Origin of the sequence: Acinetobacter sp. ANC 4204 (assembly GCF_002135205.1) — a bacterium.
Classification (GTDB): Bacteria; Pseudomonadota; Gammaproteobacteria; order Pseudomonadales; family Moraxellaceae; genus Acinetobacter.
This window is the reverse complement of the sequence record NZ_NEFZ01000008.1, coordinates 73,939-91,820: the sequence shown is the minus strand read 5'-3', so window position 1 is coordinate 91,820 and position 17,882 is coordinate 73,939. Positions and strand designations below refer to the sequence as shown.

The 17,882-nt window shown below is 42.8% G+C and carries 17 protein-coding genes; 8 read left to right on the top strand and 9 right to left on the bottom strand.

The genetic code is table 11. The features are described 5' to 3' along the window. The first annotated feature begins 14 nt into the window (after positions 1 to 14). Positions 15 to 527 (top strand): hypothetical protein, encoded by a 513-nt coding sequence (locus B9T36_RS15310; RefSeq protein WP_086210384.1) that lies wholly within the window; start codon positions 15 to 17, stop codon positions 525 to 527. A 47-nt stretch (positions 528 to 574) separates the two neighbouring features. Here the strand turns inward: B9T36_RS15310 and dtd are convergent, their stop codons facing one another. Further along, complete coding sequence (dtd, locus tag B9T36_RS15305) at positions 575 to 1,015, bottom strand: D-aminoacyl-tRNA deacylase (RefSeq protein ID WP_086210331.1); 441 nt, start codon at positions 1,013 to 1,015, stop codon at positions 575 to 577. A 231-nt stretch (positions 1,016 to 1,246) separates the two neighbouring features. Between dtd and B9T36_RS15300 the strand changes: the two genes are divergently transcribed. The 5 genes from B9T36_RS15300 (at position 1,247) to asd (ending at position 6,591) form a co-directional block, all read left to right on the top strand. Continuing rightward, the gene (locus B9T36_RS15300; RefSeq protein ID WP_086210330.1) at positions 1,247 to 2,767 is read left to right on the top strand and encodes a catalase; all 1,521 of its coding nucleotides are present in this window, start codon (positions 1,247 to 1,249) and stop codon (positions 2,765 to 2,767) included. Positions 2,768 to 2,909: 142 nt separating this feature from the next. Beyond that, complete coding sequence (locus tag B9T36_RS15295; RefSeq protein WP_086210329.1) at positions 2,910 to 3,404, top strand: ankyrin repeat domain-containing protein; 495 nt, start codon at positions 2,910 to 2,912, stop codon at positions 3,402 to 3,404. A 116-nt stretch (positions 3,405 to 3,520) separates the two neighbouring features. After that, positions 3,521 to 4,723, top strand: a complete 1,203-nt coding sequence (gene pncB, locus B9T36_RS15290; protein WP_086210328.1) for a nicotinate phosphoribosyltransferase — start codon at positions 3,521 to 3,523, stop codon at positions 4,721 to 4,723. A 171-nt stretch (positions 4,724 to 4,894) separates the two neighbouring features. Continuing rightward, positions 4,895 to 5,743, top strand: a complete 849-nt coding sequence (locus B9T36_RS15285) for a sulfurtransferase (RefSeq protein ID WP_086210327.1) — start codon at positions 4,895 to 4,897, stop codon at positions 5,741 to 5,743. After that, on the top strand, positions 5,740 to 6,591 hold the full coding sequence (asd, locus tag B9T36_RS15280; RefSeq protein WP_086210326.1) for an archaetidylserine decarboxylase: 852 nt from the start codon (positions 5,740 to 5,742) through the stop codon (positions 6,589 to 6,591). Before B9T36_RS15285 ends, asd begins: the two co-directional genes overlap by 4 nt. A 95-nt stretch (positions 6,592 to 6,686) precedes the next feature. On the opposite strand, the gene phoR is transcribed toward asd, so the two are convergent. The 3 genes from phoR to B9T36_RS15265 all read right to left on the bottom strand — a co-directional run bounded on the left by phoR (position 6,687) and on the right by B9T36_RS15265 (position 9,678). Continuing rightward, positions 6,687 to 8,045, bottom strand: coding sequence for a phosphate regulon sensor histidine kinase PhoR (gene phoR / locus B9T36_RS15275; RefSeq protein WP_086210325.1), 1,359 nt, complete (start codon positions 8,043 to 8,045; stop codon positions 6,687 to 6,689). A 9-nt stretch (positions 8,046 to 8,054) separates the two neighbouring features. After that, complete coding sequence (gene phoB, locus B9T36_RS15270) at positions 8,055 to 8,765, bottom strand: phosphate regulon transcriptional regulator PhoB (protein WP_086210324.1); 711 nt, start codon at positions 8,763 to 8,765, stop codon at positions 8,055 to 8,057. Positions 8,766 to 8,979: 214 nt separating this feature from the next. Then, a complete protein-coding gene (locus B9T36_RS15265) occupies positions 8,980 to 9,678 on the bottom strand; it encodes a TetR/AcrR family transcriptional regulator (protein WP_086210323.1) in 699 nt (232 codons plus the stop codon). 201 nt (positions 9,679 to 9,879) lie between these two features. Here B9T36_RS15265 and B9T36_RS15260 point away from each other — a divergent pair, with 201 nt between their 5' ends. After that, complete coding sequence (locus B9T36_RS15260) at positions 9,880 to 10,719, top strand: SDR family NAD(P)-dependent oxidoreductase (protein ID WP_086210322.1); 840 nt, start codon at positions 9,880 to 9,882, stop codon at positions 10,717 to 10,719. Positions 10,720 to 10,830: 111 nt separating this feature from the next. Here the strand turns inward: B9T36_RS15260 and B9T36_RS15255 are convergent, their stop codons facing one another. The 5 genes from B9T36_RS15255 to B9T36_RS15235 form a co-directional block, all read right to left on the bottom strand. Continuing rightward, on the bottom strand, positions 10,831 to 12,198 hold the full coding sequence (locus tag B9T36_RS15255) for an MATE family efflux transporter (protein ID WP_086210321.1): 1,368 nt from the start codon (positions 12,196 to 12,198) through the stop codon (positions 10,831 to 10,833). Between the two features lie 124 nt (positions 12,199 to 12,322). Continuing rightward, positions 12,323 to 13,480, bottom strand: a complete 1,158-nt coding sequence (locus B9T36_RS15250; RefSeq protein ID WP_086210320.1) for a methionine aminotransferase — start codon at positions 13,478 to 13,480, stop codon at positions 12,323 to 12,325. 112 nt (positions 13,481 to 13,592) lie between these two features. Beyond that, positions 13,593 to 14,900: a DUF445 domain-containing protein gene (locus tag B9T36_RS15245; protein WP_086210319.1), complete on the bottom strand. Its 1,308-nt coding sequence runs from the start codon at positions 14,898 to 14,900 to the stop codon at positions 13,593 to 13,595. 16 nt (positions 14,901 to 14,916) lie between these two features. Then, positions 14,917 to 15,492: a CC0125/CC1285 family lipoprotein gene (locus tag B9T36_RS15240; protein ID WP_086210318.1), complete on the bottom strand. Its 576-nt coding sequence runs from the start codon at positions 15,490 to 15,492 to the stop codon at positions 14,917 to 14,919. A gap of 38 nt (positions 15,493 to 15,530) precedes the next feature. Continuing rightward, positions 15,531 to 16,070, bottom strand: a complete 540-nt coding sequence (locus B9T36_RS15235) for a DUF924 family protein (protein WP_086210317.1) — start codon at positions 16,068 to 16,070, stop codon at positions 15,531 to 15,533. 224 nt (positions 16,071 to 16,294) lie between these two features. Between B9T36_RS15235 and gshA the strand changes: the two genes are divergently transcribed. Beyond that, positions 16,295 to 17,872 (top strand): glutamate--cysteine ligase, encoded by a 1,578-nt coding sequence (gene gshA / locus B9T36_RS15230; protein ID WP_086210316.1) that lies wholly within the window; start codon positions 16,295 to 16,297, stop codon positions 17,870 to 17,872. The last annotated feature ends 10 nt before the right edge of the window (positions 17,873 to 17,882 follow it).

Genomic DNA, 17,882 nt, shown 5'->3' with positions numbered 1-17,882 from the left:
GGGTAATTTTTTTCATGAAAACTTTTTTAACTGCAACATTAATGACAGCATCTTTAGCACTAACAGGTTGTGCGAGTATTATGTCTGGCTCAACGCAGACACTGACATTTAAGTCAGTTCCTGACACAGCAAATATTGTGATCACGAATAAACTGGGTGAGAAAATTCATACAGGCTCAACCCCTGCAACGGTCACTCTTAAACGTGGTAATGGGTATTTTAAACCCGCAAGTTATGACGTTACGTTTTCAAAAGAAGGCTATCAACAGAAAACCGTACATGTCACTGCAAAAATGAATGGTTGGTATATAGCTAATATCGTTTTTGGTGGATTAGTTGGCTTTTTGATTGTTGATCCTGCTACTGGTGCTATGTATAGCTTAAGCCCTAATGATGTGAATACACTTTTAGAGATTTCTAATACTGAAAGTAACAAGATGCAAAACAATCAAAATCTTACCGTTATGCTCATTGATGAAGTACCTAAGGATATGTTGGCGCGAGCACAATTCATCAAGCAAATTTAATCCTATCAAAAAGCCCTCAACTGAGGGCTTTTTGATACGTTGCTTTTTTATTCGACTTCTAAATTAAAAGTCACAGGGCCATCATTGACCAAATGTACTTTCATATCGGCGGCGAAAATACCTGTCTGTACAGTTTCAAACTGGGCCTTGGCATAGTCAACCAATTGTTCATATAAGGCTTGGGCATCATTTGGTGGCATAGCGGGTCCAAAGTCAGGACGCAAGCCCTTTTGCGTCTGCGCCATCAAGGTAAACTGAGAGACCAGTAAGATTCCACCACCTGCCTGACTCACGTTCCAACCCATTTTACCTTGTTCGTCATCGAAGAAACGATATTTTAAGATCTTATCGACCAGTTTCTTCCCTTTTTCAAAGGTATCGTCTTTTCCTATACCCAAGAAAACCAAGATACCGTGTTGAATTTCGCCAGTGGTTTCACCATTGACGACCACTTTGGCTTCGAGAACGCGTTGTAATAAGGCTCGCATGATTGATTTGATCTATCGCTTGATTATGCAAAGTGGAATTGTAGCAAACCTATATTGCCTGAGCAGATCATCAAGCATATTTTGCACATAAATGACTGAAGAATAGCGAATAAAGATCACACTATTCCATAAACCGATTAAATTTATGAAAATTATCCGTTTTAGCAATTTGTGTAATTTTTGTATCTTGGCTGACGCAGGAAAGGTAGGAATTTTAGTGAGATAGAAACGATGTTTAAGTTTTCTTTGTTAGTTGCAATGTTGGCAACTGCGACGGGTGTTACACAAGCAGCGACATTAACCAAAGATAATGGTGCACCAGTCGGAGACAATCAGAACTCAATAACTGCGGGCGAATACGGACCGACTTTACTGCAAGATGTTCAACTCGTTCAAAAACTGCAACGCTTTGGCCGAGAGCGTATTCCTGAGCGAGTCGTACATGCGCGTGGTACAGGGGCCTATGGTGAGTTTGTTGCAAGCAAAGATTTATCCGATTTAACCGTGGCTTCCATGTTTAAGGGAGGCACTAAAACCCCTGTATTTTTACGCTTTTCTACCGTCATTCATCCGAAAGGTTCACCAGAAACTTTACGTGATCCACATGGTTTTGGCTTGAAATTTTACACACAAGAGGGCAATTGGGATTTAGTGGGAAATAATCTTCCTGTGTTTTTTATTCGTGATGCCATCAAATTTCCAGACTTCATTCATGCCATGAAGCCAAGTCCTGTGTCAAATGTACAAGATGCCAATCGCGTATTCGACTTTCTACAAAGCCAACCTTGGTCAGTCAACATGTTGACCTATGTTTACTCAAATTTGGGTACACCTGTGAGCTACCGTAATCTGGATGGTTTTGGGGTACATGCCTTTAAGCTTTATAACGCTAAAGGTGAATATAAGTACGTGAAATTTAATTTCCGTACGAAGCAGGGGGTAAAAGGTATGAATCTGGAAGAAACGGCTGCAATGCAGGCGAAGGACTTCAACCATTTAACCAATGATTTGTATAACAATATCAATGCAGGTCATTTCCCGAAATGGGACTTGTATATTCAAGTGATTGATCCTAAAGACTTAAATAATTTTGATTTTAATCCATTGGATGCAACTAAAATTTGGCCAACTCATTTAGTTCCAGAATTCAAAGTTGGAACATTGACGCTGAATCGCATGCCAAAGAACTTCTTTAATGAAACGGAACAATCAGCTTTTGCACCAGGAAATTTAATCCCAGGTATCGAACCATCAGAAGACCGTTTGTTGCAAGGTCGCATTTTCTCTTATTCAGATACGCAAATGTATCGTTTGGGAGCAAACCATCAACAAATTCCTGTCAACCGTCCGCTTGTCGCTGTCCAAAATAACAATCAGGAAGGCGCGATGAATATGTCGCATCGTGATTCTGATGTGAACTATGAACCGAGTCGTGCCGAGCCTAAGTCCGCGGTATTACATGCCAAGGCTGTGAATACACCTCTGGGTGAAAAAGTGTTGCAACAGGCGATTCAAAAAGAACAGCCTTTTAAACAAGCTGGTGAGTTATACCGCTCTTATTCAACACAGGAAAAAAATGATTTGATTCGGAACCTTGCGGCCGACTTAGGTCAAGTCAAAGATCCAGAAACCAAAAATCTGATGTTGTCATATTTTTATAAAGCGGATGCAGATTATGGCAGACGTTTAACTGCGGCAACCAAAGGAAATCTTAAGCAAGTAGAAGCGAAAGCAGCATTGCTACAAGACTAATGGACACGTCTGAACAAAATTGGTGACTAGGGCGAGGACGTCACCTCCCAAAAGTCCTGTAAAACTCAGAACCTTTCCTGCAACCCTAGGGCGAGTTTTACAGGCATTGTATTTTTAACCGCTAAACAGTGGAAGATATGTCATGAAATTTCTATTTAACGGTTTAATGGTTGCAGTGCTCAGTCTAAGTACTTCGGTTGTCTATGCAGAACAAACGACTTCGACAGCATCCTTAGCGCAATCGCAACAAGCTTTAATAGATCTATTTTTTGCTGCAACTCGAACTGGCAATCAAGATGTGATGAGTGAATTTTTAAAGTATGGTTTTCCAGTCAATCAGAAAAACCACGCAGGTTTTACTGGGCTCATGATCGCCAGTTATTATGGTCATCAAGATGTCGTAACGCTGTTATTAATACATGGTGCTGACCGATGTTTACGCGATCACAAAGGCAATACGGCTCTTATGGGGGCAATATTTAAGTTGGAATGGTCGATTGCCAATCAGCTACGCCAAGTTGATTGTGATGTACAGGCCAAACAGACAGGTCAAAAAACAGTACGAGAATTTGCAAAAGTGATTGGTCAAGAACAACAGCTGGAAAAATGGATAGAAACAGAGTCTCAACAAAAGTAAAAAGCACATTTCACTTTGAACCTTGGTCGAATAGCACTAGTGAATTACTAAAACATGGCTATGCAGTTTAAAAAAATGTGCTTTAATGCAATAAGTTGCTAAAAACCGAAAATGATATGTCTGCCATCATCCAATCCTTATTAGATACTGATCTGTACAAATTTACGATGCTACAGGTGGTACTGCATAAGTTCCCTCAAGCACATAGTGTGTACCAGTTTCGTTGCCGTAATTTGGATGACACGGTTTATCCTTTGGTCGACATTCTGGATGATTTAAATCACCAATTAGATTTGCTTTGCCAACTGCGTTTTCAAGACGATGAACTGCAATATCTACGCGGTTTGCGCTTTATCAAAAGTGACTTTGTCGATTATTTAGAGTTGTTTCAACTCAAACGTCGTTTTATTGTGGCCAGTATTGATCACCAAGGTCGTTTAGATATTCGGATTGAAGGGCCGATGGTTCAAGCCATGATGTTTGAAATCTTTGTGCTTGCCATCGTCAATGAGTTGTATTTCCGTCGTATTCGGACAGATGAGGTCATGGCTGAGGGCGAACGTCGACTACAAGCTAAAGTGGCCTTATTAAAACACTATGAAACATCGCAAACCCCAAATGATCCCCCATTTTTAGTTTCTGATTTTGGTACACGTCGACGCTATAGTCTGGCGTGGCAAAAACATGTGATTGAAGTGTTTAATCAAGCTGCACCACATATTTTCCGTGGTACCAGTAACGTCTTAATTGCGAAGCAATTAGGTCTTACCCCGATTGGCACCATGGCGCATGAATTCCTACAAGCCTTCCAAGCGTTGGATGTACGTTTACGTAATTTCCAAAAATCAGCACTGGAAACGTGGGTACAAGAGTACCGCGGTGATTTAGGCATTGCTTTGACGGATGTGGTGGGGATGGATGCATTCTTACGTGATTTTGATCTGTACTTTGCCAAACTGTTCGATGGCTTGCGTCATGATAGTGGCGACCCGTATGAATGGGGCGATAAGGCCTATGCTCACTATAAAAAGCTGAAAATTGACAGTAAAACCAAAATGCTGACCTTTAGTGATGGACTGAATTTAGAGAAAGCGTGGGATTTACACAACTATTTCAAAGACCGTTTTCAAGTGAGTTTCGGGATAGGCACCAATTTGACCAATGACATGGGGCAAACGCCACTAAATATTGTGCTTAAACTAGTTGAATGTAATGGTCAGTCGGTTGCGAAAATTTCTGATAGTCCAGGTAAGACCATGACTGATAACGATACTTTTTTGGCCTATTTACGTCAAATTTTTGAGATTACTGAGGTATAAGTTTATATAACTCCAGTGTTTGTAATGCCAGAATTCATTTTGGCATTACGCTTTTTAAATGAGACAAATAGAGATATCTATAATTCTGCTAAAGGAATGCAAAAAATCAGAATAATTGTAAAAATGAGTTGTGCTAAGATCAAAGCATGACCTGAAAATATACGAAATAATATGACACATTCTGCCTTTAATTTTGGCTTACTGATAGAAGCAGAACAGTTGGTTCCGCATTTAGGCAATGAAAAACTACGCATCGTAGATTTAAGTCGCGCCTCGGTCTATGACCAGTTGCATATTCCACATGCTTTGCATTTAAAGCCAAAATTTTTAGTACGCCAAGACGAACAGGCTACGGGTTTACTACCCGATGCTGAGGGGCTACGAGAACTGATTTCTTATCTGAATATTTCACCCGAGCATCATGTGGTGGTTTACGATGATGAAGGTGGCGCATGGGCAGGGCGTTTGATTTGGAATTTACACTGCTTAGGTTTTGAAAATACTAGCCTGCTGAATGGTGGAATTCATGCATGGCTTGCAGCAGGATTGCCAACGACGTCTGAGGTGGAGCAGTTTGAATCTGTTAGTGCTTTGGTACAGGTCGATCAAGCCAAAATACAACAGTATCGAATTGAATATACTGAGTTATTAGAGAAAGTTCAAAGTAGTCAGGTCCAACTCTGGGACTGCCGAACAGAAGATGAATATACGGGTCTCCGCCTTGCAGCACGACGCGGTGGTCACATTCCAAATGCATTACATTTTGAATGGAGTACTGCACTTAACCGTGAAAATCATTTAAGATTGCACCCTTTAGAACGCACGCAGCAACGCTTAGAGCAATTGGGTTTTAACTTAAATGAACCTGTGGTGGTGTATTGTCAGTCACATCACCGTTCAGGACTGGCTTATATTTTAGGTCGTTTATTGGGTTGGAATATTCAGGCGTATGACGGTGCGTGGAGTGAATGGGGCAACCGCCTCGACAGTCCTATCATTACCGGAGAGATGCCGTCTTGAGCCTCACATCACGCTTAAAAAAACAAATTTTCATTCAGACACAACGTGTTGTACCGCAACATCAATTATCACGTGTCGTGGGTAAAGTTGCAGCCAGTGAAAACCCGATTGTGAAAAATGCAGTCATCACGGCTTTTAAAGCGCAGTACGGCATTGATATGTCGATTGCGGAGCAAAGCAATGCACTGAAGTTCAAATCTTTTAATGAGTTTTTTACCCGTGCATTAAAAGAGGGTGTGCGTGATATTGATACTGATGTGACCAGCATTGTGTCGCCTGCCGACGGGGCTATTTCGCAACTGGGTCCAATTGTAGAAGGTGATATTTTCCAAGCCAAAGGGCAGAAGTTTACTGTTGATAATTTGATTGCGGATCCGCAGTTGGCTGAACCGTTTAAAAATGGTCAGTTTGCAACAGTATATTTATCACCTAAAGATTATCATCGTGTGCATATGCCATTTGCAGGCACATTGACGGAAACGTTGTATGTACCGGGTGAATTGTTCTCGGTCAATCAAACGACTGCTGAAAATATTCCAGGCTTGTTTGCCCGCAATGAACGTATGGTCTGTTTATTTGATACAGAAATCGGTCGTATGGCCGTGGTTTTAGTCGGTGCCATGATTGTGGCGGGGATTGAAACCGTTGCAACTGGTAAGGTGAAACCTACGGGCCGTTTAGAGTTAAATCAGCATCAGCTGTTCTTGGATAAAGGTGCTGAACTGGGTCGCTTCTATTTGGGTTCAACCGCTGTGGTACTGTTTGAAAAAGACAAAATGACGTGGGATGCAGCCTTTAAAGCCAACTCGACTGTGGTGATGGGTGAAGCGATGGGACACACGCTTTAATCGTTTCAGCTCTCGGTCTCTGTCTTTGTTAAACGGAAGATGAGTGACAAAAAAGCACCGATATCGGTGCTTTTTTCATACTTTTGAAGAAAGGTTTATTCAGGATTATAGGTGCGTTCTTTGGGGAAAATCACTTTAAAAATAGAGCCTTGGTTTTCTTTAGATTCAATCTCTAAATGTGCTTGGTGCTGCATCAACACGTGTTTCACAATTGCGAGTCCTAAACCTGTGCCACCCGTTTGTCGACTACGTGCACTGTCGACCCGATAAAAACGTTCGGTTAAACGTGGTATATGTTTGGGATCAATACCGATACCTGTATCTTCCACCGTGAAATAAGCTTGTTCACCATTGTCGTGCCAGCCCATGGTCACGGTTCCACCTTTTGGTGTGTATTTGATGGCATTGGTAATCAGGTTACTAAACGCACTGGCCAACTCCATATCAGAACCGATCAAGTCGCAGTGACTGTCAATGTCAAGATTTAGCGTATGACCATAATCAATATTATAGGCATGTGCATCATCATAGAGTTGGTTCATCAAACTAGGCATATCAATGATTTGATTTTTTGCGATCTGCTTGTCGTTTTCTAAGCGTGACAATAACAGTAAATCATTCACCAAGGCATTCATACGTTTGGCTTGGGCTTGCATTTGGTCAAAAGCCCGCTTCCAACGTGGGTTGAGGTCTTCTTGGTCTGTAAAAGTTTCAATATAACCACTGAGTACTGTGAGTGGTGTGCGTAGTTCATGCGAAATGTTATCGACAAAGTCTTTACGCATTTGTTCAAGATTGTGCATGCGGGTCACGTCATAGGCGACCAGTAAGCGACTTTCACCCCCAAATCGAGTCATTTTGACCTGAACATAATGTTCATCAAAGCTGGATGACTTCATTTTTAAGCCGTCTGGTGCAGCATCAATATTATTGTAATAATCCACAAAATTCGGTTGGCGTAATAAAGTCAAAATATTGCGGCCACGATCATTTTGTTCAATGCCCAATAAACGCTCTGCGGCAGGGTTCCACCATTCAATTTGTTGCATGTCATCGACCAGTACCACTGCTTCTTGTAAAGCGACCAAGGATGACTGTGCTCGATCAATCAGTCCGACCATTTCCGCCTGTACGATTCGTTCTTGGCGCTGGGCACGGTAGACATTGAACAATAGTGCTCCCCAAATGCCCCCCAAGTTGGGTGGAACTTCATAGGGACGGTTAGAAATCCAGTCATTGACCAAATACAAAGAGCGCATTTGCAGAATAAAAAAAACGGCAAAGGCAACCGCGATACACGTCCAAAAATAACCAACACCAAAGCCAATCAAGCTCGCAATCAGCAAGAAAAAGGCAAGCAGACGTAAGTCCTGTTTGGCAAAGCCCCATAAACTGCTGTATCGCGTTTTTTTATGTTCGCGTGCAAGTTCTGGGACTGGGTAGGGTTCATACATAAAAGAAAATTAACCTAGAGCGATATCCGCACGTGTAGAGAATCTATAACCTGTACCACGCACTGTTTGTACAAAGCGATCAGCAGCATAAGGCTCAAGCACTTTACGTAAACGACGAATATGTACGTCAATGGTACGGTCTTCAATATACACGTTTCCACCCCAAACTTGGTCAAGAAGTTGAGCACGGGTATAAGCACGCTCAGGATGGGTCATAAAGAACGCCAATAAACGGTATTCTGTTGGTCCCATATCTAGAATATGGTCACCGAAACTCACTCGTTGGCTGACAGGGTCTAAGATTAAGCCATTGGCATCAATTGATTTTTCACCACTGAGGGCATTGGCACGACGTAGAACTGCTTTAATTCGTGAAACTAATTCACGGGTCGAAAACGGTTTGGTCATGTAGTCATCTGCACCAGCATCCAGACCTTGTACTTTATGGTCTTCTTCACCACGCGCCGTGAGCATAATCACTGGAATTTCAGAGAGATTTTCATCACGTTTCAGGCGGCGGCATAGATCTACACCGCTGACCCCGCCAGGCATCATCCAGTCGAGTAGGATCAATGCAGGACGCTGATCCACAATCATTTGGTGGGCTTGTTTTGCATCTTCTGCTTGTAAGCATTGAAAGCCTGCCATATCCAACGAGGTGTGAATCATTTCTCGAATGGGAAGTTCATCATCGACGATTAAAATGTAGTCATCTTTCACAACGCAATATCCTATTGTAGGTAACGGCAGGCCGTTTTAATTTTATGACAGGCTTATTACAAAGATTAATTATGACAGTATCATTGCAAAAAACAGACGATTGATGAAATTTGCAAAAAAATGTGACAAAAAATCGTCATATTTGATTAAAAAATTAATGGAAGTTTAATCTAAAATTTATTTAAAAGTGCAGATGCAATCCAAATTGAGCGTCTTAGATATCTAGTTTTGCACGTGTATTGGGGTCTGAAAAGGTTTCTAAGAGTGAAATAAACACAATACGGCTTGAAGATAGAACCTCTTCAAAGGATTGTTTAAAGCCACTGACCACCCAGCGGATTGCAATTTGAGTCACATAACCATTCAAGCCTGTCGCAACCAGTGAAATTTCACGTTCAGAACGGTTAATTTGCGGCATCATCAGCATTACAAAGGCTTGAATCATTCGGTCAAAACGGGTCATGGTTTCATGAATGGTGGCTTGATTATGTAATTCTTGGACCAACATCGCGTCAATATAAATAATCCGTGCCATGCGGGGATTGTCTTTTAGTGTAGTGAGCAGAGCACGTAGTCCAGCATCAATCATTTTATGTGGATCAGATGAGGCTTGCATGATGGCTTGCATGACGTTGTGCTGTAACTCATCAATTAGTTTTAAAAAAATGGTTTGAAACAGTTGCTCACTTTTTTTAAACGATTCATAAAAATAACGTTCGGTGAGTTTGGCTTCATTACAAATATCTTTCACTGTTACAGCAAAAAAACCGTGAGTACCATAGGCTTCGATCCCTGCTTCAATCAGTTTTTCACGACGTAGCTGTTTACGCTCAGAAAGTGATAAGCCTTTAAATTGGCGTTCTTTGGTTTTATTGTGATCGCTGTTTTGTTGTATTTGTTCAGATGCAGTCATCAGGTTTCATCGCCCTATTAAAGCCAAGATTTGCTGTAGTTTAACAATAAACAAGGTCTGTACCTATGCGTAAGCAAAGATCTTTATTGGGTTTTCATGGACTTGACACTTTTAGCTATCAAATTTATGACAATTGATATTGTCAATTATAAAAAAAGCATCTACAGTCGATGTACAAAGATAAAGGATAAGCAAAATCTCATGAAGAATTTTAAGAATAAAGTCGCAGCAATTACAGGTGCAGGGTCGGGTATTGGACAACAATTGGCACTTTTATTGGCCAAGGCGGGCTGTCATGTGTCGTTGAGCGATGTCAATGAACAGGGGCTGGCGAAAACAGTTGAATTACTGCAAGGTAGCAATGTACGGGTTACCACGAAAAAATTAGATGTCTCTGACCGTTTGGCGATGAAAGCATGGGCTGAAGAAACGGTACAGAATCATGGTTCAGTGAATATGATTTTTAATAATGCAGGGGTGGCTCTGGGTTCAACGGTAGAAGGGGCATCCTATGAAGAGCTAGAATGGATTGTAGGGATCAACTTCTGGGGGGTGGTCTACGGTACCAAAGAATTTCTGCCGTTTATTAAGAAAACAGGCGATGGGCATATCATCAATATTTCAAGCTTGTTTGGTTTGACTGCTCAACCGACCCAGTCTGCCTACAATGCAACTAAATTTGCAGTACGTGGTTTTACGGAGTCACTACGCCAAGAGCTGGACATGGAAAACTCTGGTGTGAGTGCTTTGTGTGTGCATCCAGGCGGGATTCGAACCAATATTGCCAATGCTGCCAAAGTGAATGACAGCTTGCGTAGTATCGGGATGAATCCAGACAAGTCTGCACAGACTTTCAATAAACTACTACGCTGCCCACCAGAAGAAGCGGCACGCCAGATTTTAGAGGCGGTGCAAAAAGATAAACGCCGTTTATTGATTGGCAATGATGCGAAAACGCTAGATTTGATCCAGCGTATTTTACCGACGGGCTACCAAAAAGTGACCGCTTTTGCGACCAAATTAAGCCAAAGAAAGTCTTAATATCGTGATAAAAAAACCCGCCTTGGCGGGTTTTTTTATGCTTCATTTTTGAAGGATATCTGAAAGAATGATGCGTGGCGTGCGTGTAAGCAAGGCAGCAGAAATCCTATTTTAGATGAGCGTTTCAATAGTCTTTTTCTTCCAGACCAATTGATAGTACAGTCCTTGCATAATGCATAAGCTGACAAAGGCCAGTGCATAAGCATACCAAATACCTTGTAGTCCCCACCATTCACTAAACATATAGGCACAGGGCACTTCGATCGCAATAATCGCCACGATATTGATGACCATCGGCATGGTGACTGTACCGCTAGCTCGCATGATGGAGGCAAAAATGGCGCTGGCACCAAAGAATAAAATCGACCACAGTACAATAAACAACAACTGTTGCCCCAACTCAACTACCGCATGGTCAGTGATAAAGAGTGCCATGAGATATTTGGAGAAGAGGTAGGCCAACACCACCAAGGAGCCTGTAATGATGATGTTCATGCTGAGCGCTGTACGCGTGACTTTGGCCAATAACTCGGACTTGCCCGCACCAATGGCTTGAGCACCAAAAATGGATGCGGCAATCGCAATTGAAAGTGCAGGAAATTGAATATAGTTTAGGACTTGGTTGACTGCGCCATAAGCAGCTGTTGCATCGGCGCCGTGACGGTTAACCAGACCAACAATTACAAGGCCTGCCACGGAAGTGGTGATCATTTGAATGCCAGTTGGAATCCCTAGGCGGAGAATGATTTTACTCAGCTGACGGTCAAAGCGAATATGGCTGAGCATTTGTGCATCAAGTCTTAGAGGGTGCTGCTTATAGCCCAAATAGAAATATAAAAACACCAAAACAGAAACGAAACCTAAGGTTGTTGCAATGGCAGGTGCAACAATCCCGAGTTTGGGAAAACCAAAATAGCCAGCGATGAGGATCGGTGTGACACAAAGCCCAATCAAAATGGTCATGCCAGAGGCGATGAGTGGCGTGGTGCTGTCACCGACACCGCGTAAAATTGAGGTATAAATAATATAAATAAATAATAGTGGGCTTCCAGCCAACATCCATCGTACATAAGGCAAGGATAGGTGCATGACATTTTCATCTATGCCCAAAGCCGATAAAATTGGACGTGCGAAAACTCCCCCTAAAAAGGCAATAAAACTGCCTCCAATCAAGGTCATGAATAGCGTAGATCCAACCACTGCACGAACTTTCTCAATATTTTGTGCGCCCCACGCTTGGCCAATGAGGACTGTAGAACCCGCAGAAAGACCAATCACGAATGCCATTAAGCAAAACAGAATGGGGAAGAAAACAGCAACTGCAGCAATCGCCTGTACCCCCATCATCTGTCCGACGAAAACAGTGTTGATGGTTCCAGACAGATTTTGCAGAATATTGGTTGCAATTAAAGGCATCAAGAAAATGAAAAAGGCTTTCCATAGCTTTTGTTGTTGCACCAATGGGTTGTGTGCTGACATAAGTCATCCTGAAGGTCATTTTTATTACATTTTTCAGTCTTACCCTAGCATAGTTCTGTGCTGAAAAACCGATGTATTTCAGTAAGCAAAGGCGAGTTTTGAACAGAGTGTGGCGGTCAAAAAATTAGACTTTCTGCAAAATTTCGGTCGCTTGTGCCAGCGTTTGGTCAGTCTTAGCAAAGCAAAAGCGAATCAGGCGTAGTGCTTCGGGTGCCTGCTGATAAAACACCGAAACAGGAATGCCAACAATGCCATGCTGCTCTGCCAGAAAGTGGCAAAATTCAACATCGCTTAAATCGGGCCGAATGTGGCTGTAGTCCACATTTTGAAAGTAAGTGCCTTGAGAAGGTAGCCATTGAAAGCGTGAACCTGTTAAACCCTCAATAAAACGATCGCGTTTTGCTTGATAGAATCCCGCTAAGTTTTGAATATGTTCAGGATGTTGCTGCATATAATTGGCCAAAGCCAGTTGTACAGGGGTGACTCCGCAAAAGTTGGCAAACTGATAGACCTGTCGGAATAATTGCATCAGTGCTGGTGCGGCAATGCAGTAGCCAGTTTTCCAACCCGTTACATGAAAGGTTTTGCCAAAGGAACCCACCACCACACTGCGTTCACGCAGTTCAGGAAAAGACAGCGCTGAATAGTGACATTGACCATCAAATACTAGATGCTCATAAACTTCATCGGACAGCACTAAAATATTGGTGTCGCGAATCAGTTCAATCAGCGTCAACCAATCTTGCTGGCTCCAAATGGCGCCACTTGGATTATGTGGCGTGTTGATAATGATCAGTTTGGTTTTGGCTGTAATCGCGGATTTGACCTGCTCCCAATCCACCGAAAAATGTGGTGCATGCAGAGGGAGGTGAACGGCCTTACCCCCAACCAAAGCGACACTGGGTGCATAGCTGTCATAACTGGGGTCAAAAATGATGACTTCATCGCCCGCATGAACCACGGCTTGAATGGTGGCAAAAAGGCCAATGGTTGCACCTGGGGTGATGGTAATTTCAGTCATCGGGTCCAGCTGAATCTGATCGCGCTGTGCAAACTGCTGTGCCAGTTGTTCGCGTAATAACCAGACCCCATCGCCCGGAGCATATTGATTGAACCCACTTTGTGTGGCCTGTGCTAAAGCATCCAGCAGTTCAGCGGGGGCTTCGAAGTCTGGAAAACCTTGGGATAGATTTAGGGCATTTAAGCGCTGTGCCATGGCAGTCATGGTGCTGAAAATAGTGATGCCCTGTGCGGGTAGTTTGGATGTAGGTAATTGAAGCATAAATCTTTATAAGTATTTAAATATTCATCCAAAATAGCACAGTAGGCCACTTTTTCTTATGCAAATTTTGCATGTAGGGCAGGGGTGAAGCATGCATTTTTGTGGATTGCTTTTATAAGAGCAGTTCAACCGCCGCGCGAATAATCCCCAGCGCTAAGCCAATAAATGCACCGACCACCACGCCATTGACTCGAATCATGTGTAAGTCACCACCAACTTCATTTTCGATTTTGTCGATCATGACACTGGAGTCCCATTCGTGGATGCGTTCACTGATAAAATGAATCACTTTTTCACTGTATTGATCGCTTAGATTGACTGCAATGCCGCTTAAACGCTGATTGAGTAGATCTCGTACAGCTTGATTGGAGATGATATTTTCACCAATCTGTTGAATGGATACGCGGATGTTGTGGGCAATGCCTGAGTCGGTTTTTTGTAGATCTTGTTTTATGGCATCACATAAAATGGCGACGGCACCACTAATAAAATTCAGTACTTGTGGACTATCCAATAGAGCATCTTTGGTTTGGTTCAAGCGTTGGCTGGCTGTACTGTTGGCATCTGCCAGTTCGAGCATGAGTTCATGTCCCATCGCTTCAATTTTTTGACGCCATGGATGTTCTGGATCGGCCAGCATTGACTCTACTCGTTGAATGAGTGAGTCAATGGTTCTTTGCTGAATATCTATCCCAATCCAACTGGCTCCTTTGGCCAACTTCCAGACCCCGAGTTCTTTGAACAAGGTTTGAGTCAGCTCGCGACTTTGTTCAGGGTGTTGGGTCATCCAGTCATGTGCTAAATCGAGGCCGCGTTGTAATACATCCTGATGGAAATCATTTTCCAGTACGGCGCGTAGCATTTCACTGGCCAAATGATTAACTTGGGTATTACGCACCCATTGCACGCTATTACTTTGAATAAAACGGCCAATTTGTTCTTGCCCCACAAACTCAAATACTTTAGGCACGGTTTGTTGAATCACTTGGGTGATTTGTAGATTGTTTTGCGGGTTGGCGAGCCATTGACCCACTGCCAAAGACAGGTCGGTACTTTGTAAGCTTTTTTCCACCACTTGGGGTGAAAGAAAATTCTCTTGTACAAAACGCCCCATGGATTCAGCAATCCGTGCTTTGTTACGAGGGATGATTTCGGTGTGGTCGCGCAAAAACTTTGGAATGGGCATTTTCCCAAAAGGATTACGAAACAGCACAGTAATCGCATACCAATCTGCTAAACCACCGACCACACCTGCTTCAGCAGATAACATCAAAATATGAATGATCCACACTTTGTCTGTCGGGACAAACTTAGCAACCACCATCAGCAAAAGCCATGTCACGACTGCAGTGATGAGAGCAATAGTGGCAAAGCGTTTACTGCGTTGTAGGTTAGAAGACGTCGTTTGTGTTTCATTCATAGGCGAACTCTATGTCTTACTTTGTTTTGGTTGTGGGCGCTGGCGTTGTGGGTTCAGGTGGTGGCAAAACCTCACCTGTTGGGCTTAGGCCATACTTTCCACCCAATGACTGTAAAATCAGCGTGGCGTCAAAGGCATCACTTGGTGCCGATTTTTGGTCTTTAAAGCATTGAATGCTGTATGACACTTGTACAGGATCAATGTTTACAAGACGTGGTGTGTCATAGAATGGGTCGGGCCAGAAACCTGGGTGGCGTGAGTAATAGCCATAGGGATAATAAGGCATTGGGTTAGAGTAAACCACGGCCTGCCTTGGTGCTTGATTCTGATTGCTTGGGTCATTCAACACTTTAAAGAAGCGATAACCATTTTGTACGGTGGTTTGTGCGGCTTTAACCAACGTGATTTCTTCAGCTGTACCATGGCTCATATTGGGACGTGCTTGAAAGCTGATTCGGTAGGTTGAGCTATTTAAAGGTGTGTTACTAAAGCGACCCAATTGGTCGAAGGTTAAGGGTTTTGAGGGGGTAGAGGCACAACCCACTAAACTCAGACTAGTGGCCAATGCGCAGGCAATTAAAATTTTTGTCATGAGGTAGACTCCTTAGCACAGAGGGAGAAACCGAACAGTTAAAAATGGCTGTTGGGTTGCGTCAAAAATTCCAGTTCTTCTTGGCTTGAGTTACGTCCAAGGATTTGATTACGATGAGGATAACGTCCAAAACGGTCAATAATGACTTTGTGACGTTGTTCAAAGTCGAGATTGATCGGATTACCCAAGTCTTGGAACAATTTTAAAGCATATTGATGAATAAGTTTTGATTCACTATGCATAAAAGGCATATATAAGAAACTGCGTTGCGTCGCTGATAATTCGATATCTAATTTAAGTGAAATCGCTTCTTGTGCCAAAGCCAAAGCCAGCGCATCTTGAGCAAAGGCCAAAGGGCTGTTGCGATACAGGTTTCTCGACAGTTGATCGAGTACAATAATTTCAGCCAAACGTCCTTCAGCGCTACTGCGCCAAGACCAGAGCTCAGCATGTATGGCTTGCTCATGAATGCTCTTAAATTTTTCTTCGATCAGGGCATCAAAGGCATCATTTTGGCTAAACCACCAAGTTTGGTGTTGAGGATCAAACCAAAAGTCTAAAATTTCTTGATAATTCATAAAGTTTACAATTCTTTAGCATTTATTCTTCAATAGAATCACACTTTTGACATGTCTAATAGCGTAACTTTGTGATAAATATTTTCCGAAAAATAGAACAGATGGTTTACTTGAAAATAGGACTGGGTGTAATGTGCCGAGTTAAAATCACGTTATACTGATTTAAACTGATGATTTTATTTTATTCGTCGTGGTCGTTGTTTCTTCCAAAAAGTGAGATTGTAATGGGTCAACCCGCATCTAAATCTACAGCTGTGTTACCGACTTGGTTCAATTCATCACTTTTGCAAGGGATGTTACGCGGAATTGAGCGTGAAAGTTTGCGTATGCAAAGTAATGGCTTTTTATCTCAAGCTGATCATCCCCAAGCTTTGGGTTCTGCACTGACTCACCCACACATCACGACAGATTATTCAGAAGCGTTATTAGAATTTATTACCCCACCACAGCCGACTATTACTGAGGCCTTGGATTATCTAAAAGATATCCATACGGTGGCACATCGACACTTGGAAAGCGGTGAAAAATTGTGGCCCTTGTCAATGCCTTGTATGTTGGATGACGATGACGAAAAAATCCGTCTCGCTCAATATGGCACATCTAATATTGGAAAGTTTAAAACCCTATACCGTCATGGTTTAGGTGTTCGTTATGGGCGACGGATGCAAACCATTTCAGGACTGCACTATAATTTGTCCTTTCCCGATCAGCTGTTTGAACAATTACAACAACATGAGACAGATGAAGCGCTGAAAGCCTTGTCTGCACAGGATTATCGCAGTCATCGTTATTTTGGTTTGATCCGCAACTTTATTCGTCTCACGCCATTGGTGATGTTCTTGGTCGGGGCAAGCCCATCGGTCTGCCAGTGTTTTATGACAGGACGTGAACACCACCTATTGCCGTTGTTGCGCGGAACCTTATATTTGCCCTATGCAACTGCTCTGCGGATGGGACGTTTTGGTTATCAAAACTCAGCACAAAAGCAACTCGGGATTCATTATAACAATATCGACGGTTATCTCGAAGGTCTACAAAAAGCAGTCAAAACAGCTTATGCACCGTTTAGTCGTTTAGGCCTCAATGATGCGCAGGGCGAACCGATTCAGATTAATGATCATGTCTTGCAAATAGAAAATGAGTACTACAGTTTGGTACGTCCAAAGCAAGTACCACAAGCAGGGGAAACACCGTCCCAAGCGCTGAGTAATCGAGGCGTTGGTTATGTCGAGCTTCGCGCGGTGGATATCAATCCGTATAGCCCGATTGGAATCAATGAAGATACCGCTGGTTTCTTAGAAGTACTGGCACTGTATTGCTTACTGTTAGATAGCCCAGAACTTTTGTCCGCAGAGCAAGATCAAATCGAGAAAAACCAAGCGGAAGTGGTCAATCGTGGGCGCGCACCGAATGCCACAATTGCCGTGGGTGAGCAATCGTTCCCGATTGAAGCATGGAGTCAGTCTCATTTAGAGGCTATGCAAGAACTGGTTGTGTTGTTAGATCAGTGCTATGACACCACACTCTACAGTAAAGCAATGACAGTCATGCAACAGAGAGTGGCCGAAGTTGATGATACTTTGTCGGCGCAGATGATCGAAGATACTTTGGAAGCGGGTGGGACATGGGGCTTTGGTAGCCAAATGGCCGCACAACATGCATCAAGTTATGAGCGTCATCAGCTGAGTGCAGAGACATGGGCTTATTTTGATGATTTGGCTACGGTATCTTTACAACAGCAAGCACAATTAGAGCAAGACAGCCAACTGAGTTTTGAGCAGTATCTTGCACAATTTAGATAAAAAATTAAGA

Bases quoted from the DNA above. Each gene is read 5' to 3' on its own strand.
- B9T36_RS15235 (WP_086210317.1), bottom strand. From the start codon at position 16,070: ATGAATTATCAAGAAATTTTAGACTTTTGGTTTGATCCTCAACACCAA.
- dtd (WP_086210331.1), bottom strand. From the start codon at position 1,015: ATGCGAGCCTTATTACAACGCGTTCTCGAAGCCAAAGTGGTCGTCAAT.
- B9T36_RS15260 (WP_086210322.1), top strand. From the start codon at position 9,880: ATGAAGAATTTTAAGAATAAAGTCGCAGCAATTACAGGTGCAGGGTCG.
- B9T36_RS15300 (WP_086210330.1), top strand. From the start codon at position 1,247: ATGTTTAAGTTTTCTTTGTTAGTTGCAATGTTGGCAACTGCGACGGGT.
- phoR (WP_086210325.1), bottom strand. From the start codon at position 8,045: ATGTATGAACCCTACCCAGTCCCAGAACTTGCACGCGAACATAAAAAA.
- gshA (WP_086210316.1), top strand. From the start codon at position 16,295: ATGGGTCAACCCGCATCTAAATCTACAGCTGTGTTACCGACTTGGTTC.
- B9T36_RS15265 (WP_086210323.1), bottom strand. From the start codon at position 9,678: ATGACTGCATCTGAACAAATACAACAAAACAGCGATCACAATAAAACC.
- B9T36_RS15240 (WP_086210318.1), bottom strand. From the start codon at position 15,492: ATGACAAAAATTTTAATTGCCTGCGCATTGGCCACTAGTCTGAGTTTA.
- B9T36_RS15295 (WP_086210329.1), top strand. From the start codon at position 2,910: ATGAAATTTCTATTTAACGGTTTAATGGTTGCAGTGCTCAGTCTAAGT.
- B9T36_RS15310 (WP_086210384.1), top strand. From the start codon at position 15: ATGAAAACTTTTTTAACTGCAACATTAATGACAGCATCTTTAGCACTA.
- B9T36_RS15255 (WP_086210321.1), bottom strand. From the start codon at position 12,198: ATGTCAGCACACAACCCATTGGTGCAACAACAAAAGCTATGGAAAGCC.
- B9T36_RS15245 (WP_086210319.1), bottom strand. From the start codon at position 14,900: ATGAATGAAACACAAACGACGTCTTCTAACCTACAACGCAGTAAACGC.
- pncB (WP_086210328.1), top strand. From the start codon at position 3,521: ATGTCTGCCATCATCCAATCCTTATTAGATACTGATCTGTACAAATTT.
- B9T36_RS15285 (WP_086210327.1), top strand. From the start codon at position 4,895: ATGACACATTCTGCCTTTAATTTTGGCTTACTGATAGAAGCAGAACAG.
- B9T36_RS15250 (WP_086210320.1), bottom strand. From the start codon at position 13,480: ATGCTTCAATTACCTACATCCAAACTACCCGCACAGGGCATCACTATT.